We start from the raw sequence: 20,927 nt of genomic DNA, 5'->3' as shown, positions 1-20,927 counted from the left end.
GTACGCATTGATTTACACATTATTTAGCGTATGATTGTACGCTAATTCAAGCGTACTGGCTTTGGCCGAATTTCGTTTCGCCAGCCCGATAGTGCAACGATCAGTGATGCGGAGAGCAGAAAATGGCGTTTTTACTCACTCGGCCCGAGCAGGCAGTCTCTGCAACGGTAATGGCAAGAATGTTCGGCGCCAAGCTCAAGGAAGTTACTAGCGGCGACGCACCTCACTTGGTCATTTTCAAGGACAACGAACCCGCAGCGGTACTGATGGGTGTCGATACGTTCCAGGCCATGCAGGACGAACTCGAAGACCTGCGCGCCGAACGCCTGGCCTCTGAACGCTTGCTCACGCTGGAAGACGAAAGCTGTGTAAGCCTCGAAGACATGGAAGCTCGTTTTAGGTAATCGACTTATGCGCTGGAATGTGAAGTTTCATCCGCAAGTGGAGAATGACCTCAAGCAGCTGGGTACTGCTCAAGCCAGAAGAATTCTGGCGGTCATACGCGAGCGTATTGCCGAAGGCGAACCGGACAAGCTTGGTAAGCCGCTTAGAGGCGCATTAGCTGGATGCCGCCGGATACGAACTGGGGAAGTACGCATCGTCTATCGCATCCAAGGTAGCGAGATCGTCGTCGTGCTCTGCGTAGGGGCCAGACGCGATGACGAGGTCTACGAGAACGCCGTGCAACGCGTCTGACCGCAAACCCCGCCCATGCGGGGTTTTCTGTTCCGGCCAAGGTAGCTGGCAAGCCGCAGACACGAAGCATCACTCCTCGAACAACGCATCCAACGCCTGCTCCAACCGCGTCACCGCAATCACCTGCAACCCCGCCGGCGCATCCTTCGGTGCGTTGCCCTTGGGGACGATGGCGCGTTTGAAGCCGTGCTTGGCCGCTTCCTTGAGCCGCTCCTGACCACTGGGCACCGGCCGTACCTCGCCCGACAGGCCGACCTCGCCGAACACCAGCAAGCCGTGGGCCAGCGGCCGGTTGCGCAGGCTGGACATCACCGCCGCGAGCAAGGCCAGGTCGGATGCGGTTTCCAGCACCTTGACCCCGCCGACCACGTTGAGGAACACGTCCTGGTCGTGGGTGGGAATACCGCCGTGGCGGTGCAGCACGGCCAAGAGCATGGCCAGGCGGTTCTGGTCCAGGCCCAGGGTCACCCGCCGCGGGTTGGACAGGTGGCTGTCGTCGACCAGCGCCTGCACCTCGACCAGCATGGGCCGCGTGCCTTCCCAGGTGGCCATGACCACGCTGCCCGGCACCGCTTCCTGGGCGCGGTTGAGGAAGATCGCCGATGGGTTGGACACCTCTTTCAGGCCGCGGTCGGTCATGCCGAACACGCCCAGTTCGTTGATCGCGCCGAAACGGTTCTTCACCGCCCGCAACAGGCGCAGACGGCCGTCGGACTCGCCCTCGAAATACAGCACGGTGTCGACCATGTGTTCGAGCACGCGTGGCCCGGCCAGCGAGCCTTCCTTGGTGACGTGGCCGACCAGGAAGATCGCCGTGCCGCTCTGCTTGGCGTAGCGCACCAGCAGCGCCGTGCTTTCCCGTACCTGGGCCACGCCGCCCGGTGCCGATTGCAGCTGCTCGGTGAAGATGGTCTGGATCGAGTCGATGACCATCACCCGCGGCTTTTCCACACGGGCGGTGGCGATGATGGTCTCGATGCAGGTTTCGGTCATCACCTTGAGCTGGTCCTGAGGCAGGCCCAGGCGGCGCGAGCGCATCGCCACCTGCTGCTGCGACTCCTCACCGGTGACGTACAGCGCCGGCATGTGCGTGGCGATGTTGCACAAGGTCTGCAAGAGGATGGTCGACTTGCCGATGCCGGGGTCGCCGCCGATCAGCACCACCGAGCCATCGACCAGACCGCCGCCCAGCACCCGGTCGAGTTCGCCGCTGCTGGTGGTGAAGCGCGGGATTTCCTCGACGCTGACTTCGGCGAGGGTCTTGAGCTGCGCCTGCTGGCCGGTCCAGCCGGCCCGCCCGCTGCTGGGCGCTGCCGCGCCGCCGCTCTCGATCTGGGTTTCCACCAGGGTATTCCAGGCGCCGCACTCGCCGCACTGGCCCGCCCATTTGGGAAAGGTGGCGCCGCACTCGGTGCAGCCATACAAGCGCTTGGCCTTGGCCATGGGTCGGTCTCCCGGAAAAAGTCACCATCATAACCGACCCTTGCATCCATACTGCGGGCGCTCATCGGCTAAAACTATTGGCTGGCAATACAGTCACTTGCAGCATGCGCAACGCATGCAACCGATGCTGGCTACACTGCGAGCACATTCTCACTTTGTTACAAGGAAACACACCATGAGCGTGATCAAGGAATTCAAGGCCTTTGCGGTCAAAGGCAACGTCGTCGACATGGCCGTCGGCATCATCATCGGTGCGGCGTTCGGCAAGATCGTCTCGTCGTTCGTCGGCGATGTGATCATGCCACCGCTGGGGCTGCTGATCGGTGGCGTCGACTTCAGCGACCTGGCCATCACCCTCAAGGCCGCCCAAGGCGATGTCCCGGCCGTGGTACTGGCTTACGGCAAGTTCATCCAGACCGTGATCGACTTCATCATCGTCGCCTTCGCCATCTTCATGGGCGTGAAGGCCATCAACCGTCTCAAGCGTGAAGAAGCGGTCGCCCCGAGCGCACCACCGACCCCAACGCCACAAGAGACGCTGCTGACCGAAATCCGCGACCTGCTCAAGACGCAAAACCAGAACAGACTGCCTTGAGCCCATGCAGAAGGGCCGCGCAAGGCGGCCCTTCTGCCTTCTACCCTCTTTTCTACCAGTAGTTCTCCACCGCCACCTGCCCAGGTCGCCGGCTCAAGCTCAATTGCAGATCCCGTGCCTTCAATGCCTGGCGTGTGTCGTCGATCATCTGCGGGTTGCCGCAGAGCATGATGCGCGAATGCTCGGGCGAGAACGCCAACCCTGCCGCCCGTTCCAGCTCGCCGTTTTCGATCAGCGTGGTGATGCGCGCATTCAGTGCACCCGGATGCGCTTCACGGGTGACCACCGGGATGAATTGCAGCTTGCCGGCGAACTCGGCCAGATAGTCGCGCTGCTCGAGCCCGGCGATTTCGTCAAGGTAGGCCAGCTCTTTGGCCTCGCGTACCGAATAGACCAGCTTGATCGATTCGAAACGTTCCCAGGCCTCGAAGTCTTGCAAAATCGACATGAACGGCGCGATGCCAGTGCCGGTGGCCAGTAGCCATAGGTCACGACCGCCGACGAAGCGGTCCAGGGTCAGGTAGCCGAAGGCCTGGCGGTCGATGAGCAGGGTATCGCCCTGGCCGAGGCGGCTCAGCTCGCTGGTGAATTCCCCACCTGGCACAACAATTGAAAAGAAATCCAGGTATTCGTCATGGGGCGCGCTGACCATCGAATAGGCACGCCAGGCGATGCTGCCGTCGGCCTTGGTCACCCCCAGACGGGCGAACTGGCCGGAGCGGAAGCGAAAACCGGCGTCGCGAGTCACCCGCAGACTGAACAGGCTCGGAGTCAAGGGTTTTACGTCCAGTAGGGTCTGTGCGGTGAACTTGTCGGCGCTGTCGGTCATGGGGCACTCCGGAAAAAAGGTACGCCAGTGTGGCGCAAAGCCGCCCGGATAAAAACCACGCAAGGCACGGGCCTATAGTGCCAACCGTTCTAAATGATTAAACCGAAAGACGCTTATAGCGAAAAAGCAGAACTCCATTTCCAGACATTCCCTACACTGGGTACTGTCTTCACCTGATAGATAGAGTCTCCGGGGAATCGCAATGCCACATTGGACGTCCAGACAATTGCAAGATCTGCTGGAAAAACGAGAGCCCACCGCGATCTTTGACCGCTCGATCGAATTGGCCCAAGCCCTGGGCATGACCCACCTTGGCTTGCGTCTCCACGTGCAAAGCGTGGCCCGCGGTACCAATCTGCTGTGCTACAACAACTACCCGCCCGAGTGGAACGAGCAGTACGAGCGCGAAGAGCTGAGCCAGATCGATCCGATCAGATCCATGTGCCACCACACCACGCTACCGGTGCTGTGGGACGAGGCGCATTTCGCGGCCTGCCCCCGGTACCGCCACGCGGCCTGCAAACATGGCTTGCGCTATGGCTGGACCCAAGCGGTGCACGGCCTGCGCGGCTTCGAAAGCCACCTCAGCGTGTCGCGTCCTTCAGGCAAGATCGGCATGGCCGAGTTCTATGAAAAGGGCGCTGAAGTCCTCTGGCTCTGTAACACCCTGCATGCCTTGCTCGGCGAATATCACAGAGTCCGCTTGGAGGCCGAGTCGCCCGTCGCGCACTTGAGCGATCGGGAAATGGAAGTGCTGCGCTGGTCTGCCGCGGGAAAGACCGCCGCCGACATCGCCTGTATCCTCTCGTTGTCGCAGAGCACGGTGAACTTCCATATCCGCAGCGTCATCACCAAGACCAACGCCTCGAACAAAGCCGGTGCCATCGCCATTGCCGCCATGCATGGCATGATCTGAAACCGGCCTGCCCCTCCTCTAGCAAACCCCTGTAGAATCCGCGCCCAACCAGGGTCGCCCAGGCGACCGGACGATTCCCTTCAGGGTCCGCCTCATGCCTTCGCTAACCTCCTCCTTCGCCGATCTCGACCTGATCCGCCAACCCGACCAAGCCAACGATCCGTTGCAGGCCTTCGACGCCGCCGACGAGTACCTGCTGCAACGCTTCGCCGAACAGGCGCCTGCCGCGCACAGCCGCGTGCTGGTGCTCAACGACAGTTTCGGTGCGCTGGCTGCGAGCTTGAGCGGGCACGTGGCGGTGGTCAGCAGTGGCGATTCCTACCTGGCCCACTTGGCGCTGGACAAGAACCTGGCGCGCAATGCCAAGCCCGGGGTGCCGTTCGTACCGGCCAGCGCCATGTGGCAGGGGCCGTTCGACCGCGTGCTGCTACGCGTGCCCAAGACCCTGGCCCTGCTCGAAGAGCAACTGATCCGCCTTCAGGGCCAACTGGCACCGGGCGCCCAAGTGATCGCCGGCGCCATGGTCAAGCACCTGCCGCGCGCCGCAGGCGACCTGCTGGAAAAGTACATAGGCCCCGTACAGGCCTCGCTGGCGCAGAAGAAGGCCCGCCTGCTGACGGCCACCGCCAGCGAACGGCCTATGGTCGTCTCGCCCTACCCCACCCGCTACCTGCTCGATGTACCGCCGCTGACGCTGGTCAACCACGCCAACGTGTTCTGCCGCGAAGGCCTAGACATCGGCACGCGCGCCTTCCTCCCGCATCTGCCGAGCAACCTCGGCGGCGCTCGGGTCGCCGACCTTGGCTGCGGCAACGGCGTGCTGGCCATCGCCAGTGCCCTGAGTAACCCCGAGGCGCATTACACCCTGGTGGACGAGTCGTACATGGCGGTGCAGTCGGCCGAGGAGAACTGGCGCGCGGCGCTCGGCGAACGGCCGGCCGACTTTGTGGCCGCAGACGGTCTTGCCGGACACCCCAAGCAATCCTTGGACGTGGTACTGTGCAACCCACCCTTCCACCAGCAGCAGGTGGTCGGTGACTTCCTCGCCTGGCGCATGTTCCAGCAAGCGCGCGAGGCGCTGGTAGTGGGCGGCGCGCTGTACATCGTCGGCAACCGCCATCTGGGCTACCACAGCAAGCTGGCGCGGTTGTTCCGCGGTGTGGAACAGGTGGCCGCCACGCCCAAGTTCGTCATCCTCAAGGCACGTAAATAGGCGCGCACCTGGGTCGGGCAGTGGCGCGCGCCATCAGTGTGTCGTGAGCCCCGCCGCACTCATGAACAGGCGCATCAGCCAGGCGAACACGCCCAGGCTGGCCACGCTGGCCAGCCAGATCAGCGCCAGCCAACCCAGTCGCCGCCACAAGGGCGTCGGCGTCTCGTGGGGTTCAGGCTTCATAGGATGTCGCTCCTCAGTGATAGCCGTCGTCGTGGCCGACCTTGCCGCGGAACACGTAGTAGCTCCAGAACGTGTAGCCCAGGATCAACGGCAGGATGAACAGCGTACCCACCAGCATGAAGCTCTGGCTCTGCGGAGGCGCGGCGGCCTCCCAGATCGACACGGACGGCGGAATGATGTTCGGCCACAGGCTGATGCCCAGGCCGCTGTAGCCAAGGAAGATCAGCACCAGGGTCAGCAGGAAGGGCGCGTAATGGCTGCCGCGCGCCACGGCCTTGAGCAAGGCGTAGAAGGTCACCAGCACCAGGATCGGCACGGGCAGGAACCAGATCAGGTTGGGCAGGCTGAACCAGCGTTCGGCGATCTGACCGTAAGCCAATGGCGTCCACAGGCTGACCACACCGATCACCGCCAGTAGCACCAGGGCCAGGGGCTTGGCCAGTTGGTGCATGCGCTGGTGCAAGGGGCCGTCGGTCTTCATGATCAGCCAGGTCGCGCCCAGCAGCGCGTAGGCCACGATCAGGCCCAGGCCGCTGAACAGGCTGAACGGGGTGAGCCAATCCAGGGAGCCGCCGGCGTAGTGCCGGTCGACCACCTTGAAGCCTTCGATGAACGCCCCCAGCGCCACGCCCTGGAAGAAGGTCGCCACCAGCGAGCCGCCGATGAAGGCCTTGTCCCACAGATGGCGCTTGGCATCCCTGGCCTTGAAGCGGAACTCGAAGGCCACGCCGCGGAAGATCAGCCCTACCAGCATCAGGATCAGCGGCAGGTAGAGTGCTTCCAGCACCACCGCATAGGCCATCGGAAAGGCACCGAACAGCCCGGCCCCGCCGAGCACCAGCCAGGTCTCGTTGCCGTCCCAGACAGGTGCCACGGTGTTCATCATCACATCGCGGTCGGCCTTGGCCGGCACGAAGGGAAAGAGCATGCCGATGCCCAGATCGAAGCCGTCCATCACCACGTACATCATCACGCCGAAGATGATGATCCCGGCCCAGACCAGCGGAAGATCGATATCCATGGTTCAGTTCCCCTCGTTCAGACGCGCGGATCCGGCATCGTTGCCAGAGCCTTCTTCGGCGGCCGACAGCGGCCGCGCCGGCGTACGTTTGCGCCCAGGGCCGCCCGGCCGCGGCTGGTTGCCTTCGCCGGTGTGCGGGCCCTTGCGTACCAGACGCATCATGTAACCCAGGCCGGTGCCGAACAGCGCGAAGTACACCACCACGAACATCACCAAGGTGAAGCCCAACTGGGTTTCGCTGTGGTTCGACACGCCTTCGGCAGTGCGCATCAGCCCGTACACCACCCAAGGCTGGCGCCCGATCTCGGTGGTGAACCAGCCGGCGAGGATGGCGATCAGCCCGGACGGCCCCATCCACAGCGCCAGGTAGAGGAAGGGCCGCGAGCTGTACAGCCCGCCCGTGCGACGCAGCCACAGGCTCCACAGGCCGACCAGGATCATCAGCATGCCAAGACCCACCATCACCCGGAACGACCAGAAGATCACGGTGGAGTTGGGTCGGTCCTCAGGCGCGAACTCCTTGAGCGCCGGCACTTGCTTGTCGAGGCTGTGGGTCAGGATCAGGCTGCCCAGCACCGGAATCTCGACCTTGTAGCGGGTGGTCTCGGCCTGCATGTCCGGCAGCCCGAAGAGGATCAACGGCGTCGGCTCGCCGGGCGGGTTTTCCCAGTGGCCTTCGATGGCGGCGATCTTCGCCGGTTGGTGCTTGAGGGTGTTGAGGCCGTGGAAGTCGCCGATCACCGCCTGTACCGGCGCTACGACCAACGCCATCCACATGGCCATCGAGAGCATCTTGCGCACTGCCGGGTTGTCGCGTCCGCGCAGCAGGTGCCAGGCCGCCGAAGCGCCGACGAAGAACGCCGTGGCGACGAAGGCCGCGACCGACATGTGCAGCAGGCGGTAGGGGAACGAGGGGTTGAAGATGATCGCCAGCCAATCGACCGGAATCACTCGCCCGTCGACGATCTCGTGGCCTTGCGGCGTCTGCATCCAGCTATTGGAAGCCAGGATCCAGAAGGTCGAGATCAGCGTGCCGAGGGCCACCATCAGCGTGGCGAAGAAGTGCAGGCCGCGGCCCACGCGGTTCCAGCCGAACAGCATGACGCCCAGGAAGCCTGCTTCGAGGAAGAAGGCGGTGAGCACTTCGTAGGTCAGCAAGGGGCCGGTGACGGAGCCGGCGAACTCGGAAAAGCGGCTCCAGTTGGTGCCGAACTGGTAGGCCATGACCAACCCCGAAACCACGCCCATGCCGAAGTTGACGGCGAAGATCTTCGACCAGAAATGGTAGAGGTCGCGGTAGACCTGCCTGTCGGTCTTCAGCCACAGCCCTTCGAGCACGGCCAGGTAGCTGGCCAGGCCGATGGTGATGGCGGGAAACAGGATGTGGAACGACACGGTGAAGGCGAACTGGATTCGGGCAAGCTCCAAGGCTTCGAGACCGAACATGGCATTTTCCTCGTCAGGTGATCCGGCGGCTGGGCACGCGAGCCTCCGCTTACTGCCCCCTCGTGTATCGAGCGCTGTGCATTGGAATTGTTCGGTCGGATCGCGGGGGTACGGCTGTCCGTCGGCGCGGGTCGTTTTGATCCAGATCAACGGATAGGGCAAGCATAGTCCTCCAGCACCCTATGGGGACTGTGGTCGAATGCCGCGCGACCGGAGGTCCCATCGGGTTTACCGGGTGGGCGGAATGTGTATGCCTGGGCAAGCAGCAACTCTTTGTTACAAACAGGTGATACCCTCGGGCCGACGCTCCTACAGGCACTCACTCCATGTCCGAACCCACCCTGCTCCGCCACCACCGCCCCTTCGTCGCCTTCTGGTTCGCCCGGGTATTCACCGCCAGCGGCTTCCAGATGCTCACCGTGGCCATCGGCTGGCACCTTTACCAGCTCACCGGCAACGTGCTCGACCTGGGCCTGGTCGGGCTGGTGGAGTTCGCCCCGCGCGTCTTGTTCATGCTGCACACCGGACATGTCGCCGACCGCTACGACCGGCGTCGTGTGGCCGCGCTGTGCCAGGCGCTGCAAGGGTTGATCGCGCTCGGCCTGGCGCTGGGCAGCGCCACCGACAGCGTCAGCCGCGAGCTGATCTTCGCGCTGGCCTTCCTGCTCGGCGCCACCCGTGCCTTCGAAATGCCGGCGACCCAAGCACTGCTGCCCAACATCGTGCCGCCGGGGCTGTTCCCGCGTGCGGTCGCGGCCTCCGCCTCGGCCAGCCAGTCGGCGACCATCGTCGCGCCGGCGGTGGGCGGTTTCCTGTACGCCTTCGGCAGCCTCTGGGTGTACGGCCCAACCGTGCTGCTATATGCCATCGCCTGCCTGTTGACCTTGAGCCTGAGCGTACGGGCGCAGGTGGCCCAGCGCGGCCGCGCCAGCCTGGAATCGCTGCTGGCCGGCATCCGTTTCATCCGCAGCCGCCAGGACATCCTTGGCGCCATTTCCCTGGACCTGTTCGCCGTGCTGCTGGGCGGCGCCACGGCGCTGTTGCCGGTGTTCGCCAAGGACATCCTGTTCACCGGCCCCATGGGCCTGGGCCTGTTGCGCTCGGCGCCGGCGGTCGGCGCCTTGCTGATGTCGCTGTGGCTGGCGCGCTTTCCCTTCGAGCGCAAGGTGGGGCGCACCATGTTCACCGCCGTTGCCGTGTTCGGTGTGGCGACCATCGCCTTCGGCCTGTCGACGTCCTTCTGGTTCTCGCTGGCGGTGCTAGTGGTGCTGGGCGCGGCCGACATGATCAGCATGGTGATCCGCAGCGCCTTCGTGCAGTTGGAGACGCCCGACTAGATGCGTGGCCGGGTCAGCGCCGTGAACGGCCTGTTCATCGGCGCCTCGAACCAGCTCGGCGAGTTCGAATCGGGGGTCACCGCGCACTGGCTGGGCACGGTGCCGGCGGTGGTGCTGGGCGGGGTCGGCACGCTGGTGGTGACCGGGGTGTGGATCAAGCTGTTCCCGACCCTGGCCAACCGCGACCGGCTACACAGCGAGATCAAGCGGTAGAGCGCTCCTCACAGCACCAGGCTCATGCTCAGCTCGTGCCCGTCGCGGGCACGATGGCCCTGCCCGCTGTCGCTCCACCCGCTGTGGCGGTAGAGCCGCCGCGCCAGGTGGTTGTCGGGCGCCACCGACAGCTGCAGACGGCCTATGTCCGGCCACAATGCCCGCACCACCCCTGGCAGGGCCTGCATGCAGGCACGACCCAAGCCGCGGCCCTGATGGCGCCGGTCGACCTGCAAGGCGATCAGCATGGCCGCATCGGCCTCGGCCCAGGCGGGCAGGAACACGCCGCGCTGGAGCAACAACAGACCGCGCGGCACCTGCTCGTGCACCAGCACCAGGCAGCGCTGCTGCTCGCTGGGGTTGCGCGCGAGGTACAGCGCACTGGCCGCATCACCGGCATGGCGCCGTTGTTCGAGCGGCAGCTGGATGTCGAGCACTTGGGCTTGCTGGGCCTGGGTAAGGTCGCGGTAGTCGATCAGTTGCATGGGTGGAGGTTCTCAGGCGGGTGCGCAGTGTAGCCGAAGGCCGCGCGAAGACCTTCAGGCACCCTGCGCCCACCTTGCGTCGCTTTCCCACCTCGACATTTCAGACAGAACCTACCGCTCGCCAAGCATGCTGGTATGATGCGCGGCTTTTTTCCGCCCCGGATAAAACACGGCAGCCTTGGCCAGTGCCAGTCAGTTGAACCGAAGTAGCGTTGATTAGGGCTGCTTTGCAGCCCATCGCGGCTGAAGCCGCTCCCACAGGCGCGATCCTGTAGGAGCGGCTTTGGCCGCGAGGGCCGCCAAGCGGCCCCGATCGCTCAACTGACCGGCATTAGCAACCTTGGCCGCCTGTGCTTTGCTCTTGGGGTCGATACATTCACGGCGCCGACGGCGACTTGGGAGCGGGCATGCTGGAAAGGCTGTTTCAACTAAGAGCACACAACACCAACGTGCGCACCGAGATACTGGCGGGCGTCACCACCTTCCTGGCCATGGCCTACATCCTGTTCGTCAACCCGAGCATCCTCGGCGAGACCGGCATGGACAAGGGCGCGCTGTTCGTCGCCACCTGCCTGGCGGCGGCCATCGGCTCGGTGACCATGGGCCTGATCGCCAACTACCCCATCGCCCTGGCGCCGGGGATGGGGCTGAACGCCTTCTTCACCTACACCGTGGTGCTGCACCAGGGCCATACCTGGCAGGTCGCGCTGGGCGCTGTGTTCGTTTCGGCGGTGCTGTTCTTCGTGCTCTCGGTGCTGCGCATCCGCGAGTGGATCGTCAACAGCATTCCGTTGCCGTTGCGCTCGGCCATCGCTGCCGGCATCGGCCTGTTCCTGGCGCTGATCGCCCTGCACAACGCGGGTATCGTCGTCGATAACCCGGCGACGCTGGTAGGCCTGGGCGATCTGCGCAACCCGGCGCCGATCCTCGCTACCCTGGGCTTCTTCCTGATCGTCGGCCTGGAAGCGTTGAAGGTGCGCGGGGCCGTGCTGATCGGCATTCTGGCCGTGACCGTGGCCTCCATCGTGCTGGGCGTGACGCCGTTCGCAGGCGTGGTGTCGATGCCGCCGTCGCTGGCGCCGACCTTCCTGCAACTGGACATCGCCGGTGCCCTCGACGTGGCGCTGATCAGCGTGATCTTCGCCTTCCTCTTCGTCGACCTGTTCGACAACTCCGGCACCCTGATCGGCGTGGCCAAGCGCGCCGGGTTGATGGGCAAGGACGGCCACATGCCGAAGATGGGCCGCGCCCTGATCGCCGACAGCACCGCCGCCATGGCTGGCTCCCTGCTCGGCACTTCGACCACCACCAGCTACATCGAGTCGGCTGCAGGCGTCAGCGCCGGGGGCCGTACGGGCCTGACCGCCATCGTGGTCGCCGTACTGTTCCTGCTGGCGCTGTTCTTCGCACCGCTGGCCGGCAGCGTGCCCGCCTTCGCCACCGCGCCGGCGCTGCTGTTCGTGGCCGTGCTGATGGCCTCGGGCCTGGCGGAGATCAACTGGGACGACATCACCGAAGCCGCGCCGGTGGTGGTGACCGCCCTGGCCATGCCGCTGACCTATTCGATCGCCAACGGCATCGCCTTCGGCTTCATCGCCTGGACCGCCATCAAGCTGATCTCCGGCCGCTACCGCGACCTGAACGCGGCGCTGGTGATCCTGTCCATTCTGTTCGTCATCAAGCTGGGCTGGTTCAACGCATGAGTGCCGCTTTCGACCCCTCGACCTACGCCGAACAACTGAACGCCAAAGCCGAGCGCCTGCGCGCGCTGCTGGCGCCGTTCGACGCGCCCGCGCCGCAGGTGTTCGACTCGCCCCAGGCGCATTACCGGCTGCGCGCCGAATTCCGCCTGTGGCGCGAAGGCGGCGATCGCCACTATGCGATGTTCGCCCCCGGCGAGAAGCACCAGGCGATCCTGATCGACGACTTCCCCATCGCCAGCCAGCGCATCAACGACCTGATGCCGCGCCTCAAGGCGGCCTGGCAGGCCAGCGAGGCGCTGAGCAACCGTCTGTTCCAGGTCGAGTTCCTCACCACCCTGGCGGGCGACGCCATGGTCACCCTGTGCTACCACCGTCCCCTCGACGAGGCCTGGGAAGCCGCCGCGCAAGCGCTGGCCGGCGAGTTGCAGGTGAGCGTGATCGGCCGTTCGAAGGGCAAGCGCTTGGTGATCGGCCGCGACTATGCGCTGGAAAAGCTCGACGTCGCCGGCCGGGTGTTCAGCTATCGCCAGCCGGAAGGTGCGTTCACCCAGCCCAACGGCACGGTGAACCAGAAAATGCTGAGCTGGGCCTTCGAGGCCATCGGCGAGCGCGACGACGACCTGCTCGAACTGTACTGCGGCAACGGCAACTTCACCCTGCCGCTGGCCACTCGCGTGCGCCAGGTGCTGGCCACCGAGATCAGCAAGACGTCGGTCAATGCCGCCCTGAGCAACCTGGACGAAAACGGCATCGACAACGTGACGCTGGTGCGCCTGTCGGCCGAAGAGCTGACCCAGGCGTTGAACGAGGTGCGGCCGTTCCGCCGCTTGCAGGGCATCGACCTCAAGCAGTACGCCTTCGGCACCGTATTCGTCGACCCGCCGCGCGCCGGCATGGACCCGGACACCTGCGAGCTGACCCGGCGCTTCGAGCGCATCCTGTACATCTCCTGCAACCCCGAGACCCTGGCCGCCAACATCGCCCAGTTGCACGACACCCACCGCATCGAGCGCTGTGCGTTGTTCGACCAGTTTCCGTACACCCACCATATGGAAAGTGGGGTGTTGCTGGTTCGGCGTTGAGGTCGGAGGGTTCTTCGGATCCTATGAATGCTGTGAATGCTGTGAATGCTGTGAATGCTGTGAATGCTGTGGGAGCTGTGGGAGCGACTTCAGTCGCGATGGGCGGCAACGCCGCCCTGGATCAGGCGCCGCTCATTCCTTTTCGAGCGGCATCGCGGCCATTGGGCCGGCGCTGCCGGCCATCGTGGCTCAAGCCGCTCCCACAGAGGTTGAGCCTTGGTCACCGCGGTCGATCGGAATGCCGAACCGACCGCTATCTATCGGGGTTCAGAAATCGAAGAACACCGTCTCCCCTTCGCCCTGGATACGCATGTCGAAACGGTAGGCCGTCTTGCCGTCCACCTCGCAACGCCGGGCGATCAGGGTTTCGCGGCGCTGGGGCTGTTCGATCAGGTTGAGCACCGGGCACTTGCCGTTGGCCTCGGCCTCGTCGTCGAAATACAGTCGCGTGTGCAGGTGGATGTTGATGCCCCGGGCGAACAGGCTGACATTGATGTGCGGCGCCATCGGCACGCCCGCCGCATTGTTCACCACACCCGGTTTCACCGTATGCAGCGTCCACTCCCCCGCATCGAAGGTGGTGGCGGTGCGGCCGAAGCTGTTGAAAGCGTTTTCCAGGTTGTAGTCCTCGTGGTACCGACCTTCGGCGTCGGCCTGCCACACCTCCAGAAACGAATCGCGCACCAGGTGCCCGTTGCCATCGTAGACATGGCCGATCAGCAGGATGTGCTCGCCGGGCGCTTCGGCTTTGGCCAGGCGGTTCCAGATCTCCTCGGGCCTGGGCGGGTTGCCGGCGGCCTGTAGCGCCAGGCCGATGTGCACGTAGGGCCCCGCCGTCTGCGAGGGGGTTTCCGGCAGCAGTTGAATAGGCATGTGGGGCTCCTCAGCGGTTCTCGAAGTGGGTCTGGCGCTGGCCGCGCAACACGATGTCGAAGCGGTAGGCCAGGCAGTCCATCGGGTTGGCGTTGCCCATGTCGAGCTTGGCGATCAGTTGCTGCACCGCCTCGGGGTTGGCGATGGATTTGACGATCGGGCACAGCGGGATCAACGGATCGCCCTCGAAATACAGCTGGGTGATCAACTTGGTCGCGATCGACGGGCCGCTCACGGAGAAGTGGATGTGCGCCGGCCGCCAATCGTTGGGGCCGTTGCGCCAGGGATAGGGGCCGGGTTTGATGGTGCGGAAGCTATAGACACCGTCGCGATCGGTCAGGCAACGGCCCACACCGCCGAAGTTCGGGTCCAGCGGCGCCAAGTAGCGATCGTTCTTGTGCCGGTAGCGGCCGCCGGCATTGGCCTGCCACATTTCCACCAGGGTGTTGGGCACAGGACGGCCATACTGGTCCAGCACGCGCCCGGCGACGATGATGCGCTCGCCGATGGGCAGGCCGCCGTGGTCGAAGTTGAGCAGCAGGTCGTGGTCGTGTTCGCCGAAGCCCAGGTGGGCGAAATTCGGGCCGGTGGTCTCGCTGATCGATTGCGGGATGCTCACCAGCGCCTGGCGCGGCGAACGGGCGATCGAAGTCTTGTAATCGGGGGTCAGGGCTTTGGGGTGCCAGTTGCGATCACGGATCACGAAGCGGCGATTGTCCTCGGCGGGCATGGCCGTAGTCCTCTCTTGGAATTATGGGCGTCTGTGCGTGGCAGACGGACATGCAGTTTCCGTGAGGTGAAGCCGGCTGAACATTGAAAATGGTGCTGTCTCGCTTATCGAAATGGTTATGGATAAAGCGTGCGTTTTCAATGTTTCGACCACCTGAACTAATCGTGTCGCGCGAAGCTCATACAGCTTATTGCAGGAGACTCTCATGGATTGGCGAAAAGGCCGGCGCAGCGACAACGTAGTGGATGCCCGAGGTTCGGGTGGCGGGGGCGGCGGTATGCGCTTCGGCGGTGGCAAGGGCTTGGGCCTGGGGGCGATCCTGCTGATCGTCGGCATCGGCTGGCTGACCGGCCAGGACCCATTGCAGATCCTCGGCCAGTTGACCGGCCAAGGCGGCCACGTCGAGCAGCGCCAGGCAGCCCCTGCCGGCACCGAAGGCAAGACGCCTCCGGCCGATGACCAGCAGGCCGCATTCGTCTCCTCGATCCTGGGCGATACCGAAGACACCTGGAAAGCCCTGTTCGCCCAGTCCGGCCAGCAATACCGCGAGCCCAAGCTGGTACTGTTCAGCGGCCAGGTCAACTCGGCCTGCGGTTTCGCCTCGGCGGCGGTCGGGCCGTTCTACTGCCCTGCCGATCAGCGCGTGTACTTGGACATGTCGTTCTTCCGCGAAATGGAAACCCGCTTCTCCGCCGCCGGCGACTTCGCCCAGGCGTACGTGATTGCCCATGAAATCGGCCACCACGTGCAGACGCTGCTCGGCGTATCCAAAGAAGTGCAGGCCGCCCGTCAACGCGGTGAGCGTATGGAAGGCGCCAACGGTCTGCTGGTACGTCAGGAGCTGCAGGCCGACTGCTTCGCCGGGGTATGGGCCTACCAGGCGCAGAAACGTCTGAACTGGCTGGAGCCGGGCGATGTGGACGAAGCGCTGAATGCGGCCAACGCCATCGGCGACGACCGCTTGCAGCAGCAGGGCCAGGGCCGTGTGGTTCCCGACTCGTTCACCCACGGTACTTCGCAGCAGCGCGTGCGCTGGTTCAAGACCGGCTTCGAGCAGGGCGACGCCACTCAGTGCGACACGTTCAACGCACGTAACCTGTGAACCCAACGCTTCGTACGCGGGCTGCCCTCGGGCGGCCCGTGTGCGTTTCGGCGCCCTCCCTACCCGTACGCTCGCGTCGTTCCTGACCAGTGCCGCCAGTGATGGCCCATAGCCAGATTTTCCCAGGAAAATTCTGCTGAAAAAGCGTTTCAGCTAACGCGATCCCAGCCGATAACCCTCGGGTATCCGCGGGCTCTGAAGAATAAAAACGCCCCGCGATGATGCAAGTGAGCGAAATTTCTTCAGGGAGCGCGTGCAATGAACAGCTGGTTTGCCAACATCAGCGTCAATTTGAAACTGGGATTGGGCTTCGGCCTAGTCCTTATCCTGACCGGTCTGCTGGCCTTGACCGGTTGGTTCAGCGTGGGCGGTCTGATCGACCGCAGCAACTGGATGAGCGACATCGGCCAGCTCAACAAGGACCTTGCCGAGCTGCGCGTGGCGCGCCTGCAATACATGATCGCCAATGGCGACGACGCCTCGGCGGCCAACGTCCAGGCCAAGCTCGACACCTTCAGCGCCCAGCAGCAACGCCTGGCGAAAAGCTTCAAGAGCGAAGAGAACGTGCGTCTGCTCGGCGAGCTGGGCAAGACCATCGAACAGTACAAGGTGTCGCTGAACTTGATGCGCGGCGGCTACGCCGCCTCTGCCAAGGCCCGTGACGGTATCCAGCAGGCAGGCGGCAGTGCCGACGTGGCGCTGGAAAACCTGGGCCGGGAGATGCTGGCCCGTCCTGAGACGGATGCCACCCGTCTGGAGCACCACCAACTGGTCAGTGCAGCGCGCTTGCAACTGTCGCGCCTGAGCGTGGATGTGCGCGGTTACATCGCCGACAGCAACGCCACGCAGGAAAAGGCCGCACTGGCTCAGCTCGCCGCCACCCGAGTAGCGGCCGACAATCTGCAGCAGCAGGTTCCACAAGGCCTCAGCGCGCAACCTTTCATCAGTCAGATCCAGGCCTATAGCCAGTCGATGCAGTCCTTGCGCGATGCGGTGGCGACCATCGGCCAGGCCCGCCAGGAAATGACCGTCGAAGGCGCCGACATCGTCAAGACCAGCGCCGCCCTGTACCAGATCCAGCTCGACCGCCGCGACAGCGAAAGCGCGCGAGCGCGCACCTTGCAGATCGCCGCGACCTTGCTGGCCCTGCTGTTCGGTGTCGTGGCAGCGGTGCTCATCACTCGCCAGATCACCAAACCCTTGCAGGAAACGTTGGGCGTGGTCGACCGCATCGCCCATGGCGACCTCACCCACAACGTGCGCGTGACGCGCCGCGACGAGCTGGGCGTGCTGCAGCAAAGCATCAGCCACATGGCCACCACCCTGCGCGAACTGATCGGCGGCATCCGCGACAGCGTCACGCAGATCGCCAGCGCCGCCGAGGAACTGTCGGCGGTCACCGAGCAGACCAACGCCGGGGCCAACAGCCAGAAGATCGAAACCGACCAGGTGGCCACGGCCATGCACGAAATGGCCGCCACCGTGCAGGAAGTGGCGCGCAATGCCGAACAGGCCTCGCGCGCGGCGACCAGCGCCGACGGCGAAGCCCGCGTGGGCGAGCAAGTGGTGGGCGAAGCGGTCGAGCAGATCGAGCGCCTGGCCGGTGAAGTGCACCGCTCCAGCGAGGCGATGAACACCTTGCAGCAGGAGAGTCAGAAGATCGGCAGCGTCATGGACGTGATCAAGTCGGTGGCCGAGCAGACCAACCTGCTGGCGCTGAACGCCGCCATCGAAGCGGCACGTGCCGGTGAGGCCGGGCGTGGTTTCGCCGTGGTGGCCGACGAAGTGCGCGGCCTTGCGCAGCGCACGCAGAAGTCCACCGAAGAGATCGAAGCCTTGATCGCTGGCTTGCACCGCGGCACCCAGCAGGTCGCCTCGATCATGCTCGGCAGCCGCGAGCTGACCGACAGCAGCGTCGAGCTGGCCCGCAAGGCCGGCGTCTCGCTGGGCAGCATCACCGGCACGGTGTCGAACATCCAGGCCATGAACCAGCAGATCGCCGCCGCCGCCGAGCAGCAGAGCGCCGTGGCCGAGGAAATCAGCCGCAGCATTCTCAACGTGCGCGACGTGTCGGAACAGACGGCTTCGGCCAGCAACGAGACCGCCACGGCCAGCGTGGAGCTGGCGCGTCTGGGCGGTCATCTGCAGATGCTGGTGAGCCAGTTCAAGGTTTGACCGGCGCTTTATGGCGGGAAAACTGTTTCGCCTGGGTTGGGCCGCCTGTGCCGGCCATCGCGGCTCAAGCCGCTCCCACAGGTGTGGACTGCATCCAAAACTTAAACATGCAGTGACCTTGTAGGAGCGGCTTCAGCCGCGATGGGCGGCAGAGCCGCCCCAACCCAGCCACGCGTTTTGTCGGGAAAACCGTTTCGCCCGGCATGGGCCGGCTCGTCCAAGTCACTGGACGATGATGCCCTGCCCCCGCCCACGGGGATCGGACGCCGTTTCCAACCGCGTGCCCTCGACACGGATGGCCTGCACGTCGCCCATGTTCCAGCCCTGGTCCTCCAGCACATAGCCCATCTTCTTCAACTCCTCGGCCGCCGGCCCTTGCAGTGGCGCATAGCTGTCGAAATAGATCGTGTCCTTGGACAGCAACTGGTGGTGCACGCGCTGCGCAGCCACGGCCTTGTCCAGCGGCATGGCGTAGTCATAGAGGTTGTTCATCACCTGGAAGATCGAGGTGAAGATCCGCGAGCCGCCGGGCGTACCCAGGACCAGGGTGACCTTGCCGTCACGGGTGACCAGCGTCGGGCTCATCGACGACAGCATGCGCTTGCCCGGCTCGATGGCGTTGGCCGCACCGCCCACCACACCGAACACGTTGGCCGCGCCCGGCTTGGCGCTGAAGTCGTCCATCTCGTCGTTAAGCAGGAAGCCTGCGCCCTTGACCACCACGCCACTGCCGTAGTCGAGGTTGAGGGTGTAGGTGTTGCTGACCGCGTTGCCCTGCTTGTCGACGATGGAGAAGTGCGTGGTCTGGTGCGATTCCAGCCCCGGCTTTACCCCGTCGGTGGCGGAGATGGCGGTAGGGTTGACCTGAGCGGCGCGCTTGGCCAGGTAGTCCTTGGCGATCAGTTGGTCGACCGGCACCTTGGTGAAGGCCGGGTCGCCCAGGTAATCGGCGCGGTCGGCGAACACCCGCTTCTCGATCTCGGCCAGCAGGTGGATGTAGCGCCCTGAATTGTGCGCCACGCCCTTGAAGTCGGCGGCGCGGTCTTCCTTGATGCCCAGCAGTTGCGCCAGCGCGACACCGCCCGAGCTTGGCGGCGGTGCGGTGTAGACCACGTTGCCGCGCCACTGGATGGCGATCGGGTCGCGCCACACGGCCTTGTAGTCGGCCAGGTCTTCGCGGGTGATCAGGCCCTTGTCGGCCTGCATCTGCTCGACCAGCAGTTCGGCGGTGCGACCTTGATAAAAGTCGCTGACGCCCTTGTCGGCGATGCGCTCCAGGGTCGTGGCCAACTCGGGCTGCTTGAACGGCTGGCCGGCCTGCATGCTGGCGAAGTAGTCGTTGAAGTTGGTGCCGTCCTTGAACAGGCCCTTGGCGTCTTCACGGTACTGGTACTGCTGCTCGGCGACGCTGAAACCGTTCTTGGCGTAGCCGATGGCCGGGGTGAGCAGCTCGCTCCACTTGAGCTTGCCGAACTTCTGGTGCGCTTCCCACAGCCCCATCACCGTGCCCGGCACCCCGGCGGCGCGGGCGCCGACCAGGCTCAGGTTCTCGATGGGTTCGCCCTTGTCGTCCAGGTACATGTTGCGCGTGGCGGCCTTGGGCGCCACTTCGCGGTAGTCGAGGAAGTACGGCTTGCCGTCGACGAACAGGGTCATGAAACCGCCGCCGCCGATGTTGCCCGCTTCGGGGTAGGTCACCGCCAGGGTGAAGGCGGTGGCGACCGCCGCATCCACCGCGTTGCCGCCGCGTTTGAGGATGTCGGCGGCGACCTTGGCCGCGTACTGGTCGGGCGCGGCGACTGCGCCGCCTTCGAGGGTCACGGCAAAGCTGCTTGGGCTGCCGAGCAGGAAGGCCGTGACGGCCAGGGATTGGAACATGACGATACGCATGGGCGCTTTCCTTGGGTAATTGTTCTTCTTGACTGCTCATTAAGGCCCAAGGCAAGGCGCGGCGCAAACGGCTTTCAACAGGCGTAGGCGGCAAGCTTGTGCTGGATGAAGTCGAGAAAGCACTGGATGCGCAGCGCCAGCTGCGTGTTGCGGTAGTACACCGCATGGATCGGCTGGCGGTAGCCGCTGTTGGCCTCGGCCAGCAGCACCTGCAAACGGCCTGCGCGGATGTCGTGGTGGGTCATGAAGTGCGACAGGCAGGCGATGCCCTCCCCGGCCAGGGCCAGTTGCCGCAAGGTCTCGCCACTGGACGCCAGCACCTGCGGGCGGATGCGCCAGCGGTCGCCTTCGGCGTGGCGCAGCGGCCAGTGGTTGAGGCTGTCCGGCTGGCTGAAGCCGAGCAGGCAATGGCCCTGCAATGCCTCCACCGTGGTCGGCGTGCCGTGATGCGCCAGATAGTCGGGGCTGGCCAACACCAGGAGCGGGCTGCACCCCAGCGAACGCGCATGCAGGCTGGAGTCGGCCAGTTCGCCGATGCGGATGGCGACGTCGGTACGCTGTTCGAGCAGGTCGATGATCAGGTCGTCGGTGTTCAGCTCCAGCTCGATGCCCGGATAGGCGCGGCGGAATTCGCCGATCCACGGCACGATGGCGTGCAGCATGAAGGGCGCGGCGGCGTTGACCCGCAGGCGTCCGGCCGGCTGCTGGCGGTGCAGCGCCAGGTGCTCTTCCAGATCGTGCATCTGCGCCAGGATCAACCGTGCGCGTTCGAGGAAGAAGCGCCCCTCTTCGGTCAGTTCCATGCGCCGGGTGGTGCGGTTGAGCAAGGTCACGCCCAACCGCGACTCGAGGCGCGACAGCGTGCGGCTGAGCGCCGAGGGCGTCTGCGCCAGTTGCTCGGCGGCGGCGGAGATCGAGCCGCAGTCGAGCACCGTGACGAATACCTGGAGTTCTTCGGAGCGTGTCTTCACAGCGCACGGGCCTGTTGCGGAATG

At 64.7% G+C, this 20,927-nt stretch carries 19 protein-coding genes and 2 pseudogenes; 11 read left to right on the top strand and 10 right to left on the bottom strand.

Annotated elements, in window-relative coordinates:
• The first annotated feature begins 170 nt into the window (after window positions 1-170).
• Both ACSMEV_RS06740 and ACSMEV_RS06735 read left to right on the top strand, forming a co-directional pair.
• A complete protein-coding gene (locus ACSMEV_RS06740) occupies window positions 171-404 on the top strand; it encodes a type II toxin-antitoxin system Phd/YefM family antitoxin (protein WP_459207741.1) in 234 nt (77 codons plus the stop codon).
• Between the two features lie 7 nt (window positions 405-411).
• Window positions 412-696 carry a type II toxin-antitoxin system RelE family toxin gene (locus tag ACSMEV_RS06735; protein WP_459207740.1) on the top strand — a complete coding sequence of 95 codons (285 nt, stop codon included), beginning with the start codon at window positions 412-414 and terminating at the stop codon, window positions 694-696.
• Between the two features lie 69 nt (window positions 697-765).
• Here the strand turns inward: ACSMEV_RS06735 and radA are convergent, their stop codons facing one another.
• Window positions 766-2,139, bottom strand: a complete 1,374-nt coding sequence (gene radA / locus ACSMEV_RS06730) for a DNA repair protein RadA (protein WP_296265417.1) — start codon at window positions 2,137-2,139, stop codon at window positions 766-768.
• Window positions 2,140-2,314: 175 nt separating this feature from the next.
• On the opposite strand from radA, the gene mscL reads away from it, so the two are divergent.
• Window positions 2,315-2,734 carry a large-conductance mechanosensitive channel protein MscL gene (gene mscL / locus ACSMEV_RS06725; protein WP_028696186.1) on the top strand — a complete coding sequence of 140 codons (420 nt, stop codon included), beginning with the start codon at window positions 2,315-2,317 and terminating at the stop codon, window positions 2,732-2,734.
• A 52-nt stretch (window positions 2,735-2,786) separates the two neighbouring features.
• On the opposite strand, the gene ACSMEV_RS06720 is transcribed toward mscL, so the two are convergent.
• Entirely contained in the window at window positions 2,787-3,563 is a 777-nt protein-coding gene (locus ACSMEV_RS06720) for a ferredoxin--NADP reductase (RefSeq protein ID WP_459207739.1), read from the bottom strand.
• 202 nt (window positions 3,564-3,765) lie between these two features.
• On the opposite strand from ACSMEV_RS06720, the gene ACSMEV_RS06715 reads away from it, so the two are divergent.
• Together ACSMEV_RS06715 and ACSMEV_RS06710 are read left to right on the top strand one after the other, a co-directional pair.
• Window positions 3,766-4,479 carry an autoinducer binding domain-containing protein gene (locus ACSMEV_RS06715; RefSeq protein WP_459207738.1) on the top strand — a complete coding sequence of 238 codons (714 nt, stop codon included), beginning with the start codon at window positions 3,766-3,768 and terminating at the stop codon, window positions 4,477-4,479.
• Between the two features lie 94 nt (window positions 4,480-4,573).
• The gene (locus ACSMEV_RS06710; protein WP_459207737.1) at window positions 4,574-5,692 is read left to right on the top strand and encodes a methyltransferase; all 1,119 of its coding nucleotides are present in this window, start codon (window positions 4,574-4,576) and stop codon (window positions 5,690-5,692) included.
• Between the two features lie 33 nt (window positions 5,693-5,725).
• Here the strand turns inward: ACSMEV_RS06710 and ACSMEV_RS06705 are convergent, their stop codons facing one another.
• The 3 genes from ACSMEV_RS06705 to ACSMEV_RS06695 are packed head-to-tail and all read right to left on the bottom strand — an operon-like array spanning window position 5,726 to window position 8,342.
• Window positions 5,726-5,875, bottom strand: coding sequence for a DUF2474 domain-containing protein (locus tag ACSMEV_RS06705; protein WP_296265408.1), 150 nt, complete (start codon window positions 5,873-5,875; stop codon window positions 5,726-5,728).
• A gap of 13 nt (window positions 5,876-5,888) precedes the next feature.
• Window positions 5,889-6,896 (bottom strand): cytochrome d ubiquinol oxidase subunit II, encoded by a 1,008-nt coding sequence (gene cydB / locus ACSMEV_RS06700; RefSeq protein ID WP_459207736.1) that lies wholly within the window; start codon window positions 6,894-6,896, stop codon window positions 5,889-5,891.
• Between the two features lie 3 nt (window positions 6,897-6,899).
• Entirely contained in the window at window positions 6,900-8,342 is a 1,443-nt protein-coding gene (locus ACSMEV_RS06695; protein WP_459207735.1) for a cytochrome ubiquinol oxidase subunit I, read from the bottom strand.
• 326 nt (window positions 8,343-8,668) lie between these two features.
• Here ACSMEV_RS06695 and ACSMEV_RS06690 point away from each other — a divergent pair.
• Window positions 8,669-9,892: pseudogene (locus ACSMEV_RS06690) on the top strand (MFS transporter).
• Between the two features lie 8 nt (window positions 9,893-9,900).
• On the opposite strand, the gene ACSMEV_RS06685 reads toward ACSMEV_RS06690, so the two are convergent.
• Window positions 9,901-10,377 (bottom strand): GNAT family N-acetyltransferase, encoded by a 477-nt coding sequence (locus ACSMEV_RS06685; RefSeq protein ID WP_459207734.1) that lies wholly within the window; start codon window positions 10,375-10,377, stop codon window positions 9,901-9,903.
• Window positions 10,378-10,784: 407 nt separating this feature from the next.
• Between ACSMEV_RS06685 and ACSMEV_RS06680 the strand changes: the two genes are divergently transcribed.
• The gene (locus tag ACSMEV_RS06680; RefSeq protein WP_413048985.1) at window positions 10,785-12,080 is read left to right on the top strand and encodes an NCS2 family permease; all 1,296 of its coding nucleotides are present in this window, start codon (window positions 10,785-10,787) and stop codon (window positions 12,078-12,080) included.
• Window positions 12,077-13,162, top strand: a complete 1,086-nt coding sequence (gene trmA / locus ACSMEV_RS06675) for a tRNA (uridine(54)-C5)-methyltransferase TrmA (protein WP_459207733.1) — start codon at window positions 12,077-12,079, stop codon at window positions 13,160-13,162. The genes ACSMEV_RS06680 and trmA overlap by 4 nt, the downstream gene beginning before the upstream one ends.
• A gap of 267 nt (window positions 13,163-13,429) precedes the next feature.
• On the opposite strand, the gene pcaG is transcribed toward trmA, so the two are convergent.
• The gene (pcaG, locus tag ACSMEV_RS06670) at window positions 13,430-14,035 is read right to left on the bottom strand and encodes a protocatechuate 3,4-dioxygenase subunit alpha (protein WP_459207732.1); all 606 of its coding nucleotides are present in this window, start codon (window positions 14,033-14,035) and stop codon (window positions 13,430-13,432) included.
• A gap of 10 nt (window positions 14,036-14,045) precedes the next feature.
• Window positions 14,046-14,765 (bottom strand): protocatechuate 3,4-dioxygenase subunit beta, encoded by a 720-nt coding sequence (gene pcaH, locus ACSMEV_RS06665; RefSeq protein ID WP_459207731.1) that lies wholly within the window; start codon window positions 14,763-14,765, stop codon window positions 14,046-14,048.
• A 205-nt stretch (window positions 14,766-14,970) separates the two neighbouring features.
• Between pcaH and ypfJ the strand changes: the two genes are divergently transcribed.
• The 3 genes and pseudogenes from ypfJ to ACSMEV_RS06650 all read left to right on the top strand — a co-directional run bounded on the left by ypfJ (window position 14,971) and on the right by ACSMEV_RS06650 (window position 18,042).
• Complete coding sequence (gene ypfJ, locus ACSMEV_RS06660) at window positions 14,971-15,867, top strand: KPN_02809 family neutral zinc metallopeptidase (RefSeq protein WP_459207730.1); 897 nt, start codon at window positions 14,971-14,973, stop codon at window positions 15,865-15,867.
• Between the two features lie 258 nt (window positions 15,868-16,125).
• Window positions 16,126-17,139 (top strand): annotated as a pseudogene (locus ACSMEV_RS06655) (methyl-accepting chemotaxis protein); the annotation flags it as partial.
• A gap of 39 nt (window positions 17,140-17,178) precedes the next feature.
• On the top strand, window positions 17,179-18,042 hold the full coding sequence (locus tag ACSMEV_RS06650; protein ID WP_459208297.1) for a methyl-accepting chemotaxis protein: 864 nt from the start codon (window positions 17,179-17,181) through the stop codon (window positions 18,040-18,042).
• 222 nt (window positions 18,043-18,264) lie between these two features.
• Here the strand turns inward: ACSMEV_RS06650 and ggt are convergent, their stop codons facing one another.
• Together ggt and ACSMEV_RS06640 are read right to left on the bottom strand one after the other, a co-directional pair.
• The gene (gene ggt, locus ACSMEV_RS06645; protein ID WP_459207729.1) at window positions 18,265-19,932 is read right to left on the bottom strand and encodes a gamma-glutamyltransferase; all 1,668 of its coding nucleotides are present in this window, start codon (window positions 19,930-19,932) and stop codon (window positions 18,265-18,267) included.
• Window positions 19,933-20,006: 74 nt separating this feature from the next.
• Complete coding sequence (locus ACSMEV_RS06640) at window positions 20,007-20,903, bottom strand: LysR substrate-binding domain-containing protein (RefSeq protein WP_459207728.1); 897 nt, start codon at window positions 20,901-20,903, stop codon at window positions 20,007-20,009.
• Between the last annotated feature and the right edge of the window lie 24 nt (window positions 20,904-20,927).

The sequence above is a fragment of the Pseudomonas sp. MLB6B genome, assembly GCF_054508135.1.
The sequence above is the reverse complement of the archived record's forward strand: the minus strand, read 5'-3'. Positions and strand labels throughout refer to the sequence as shown.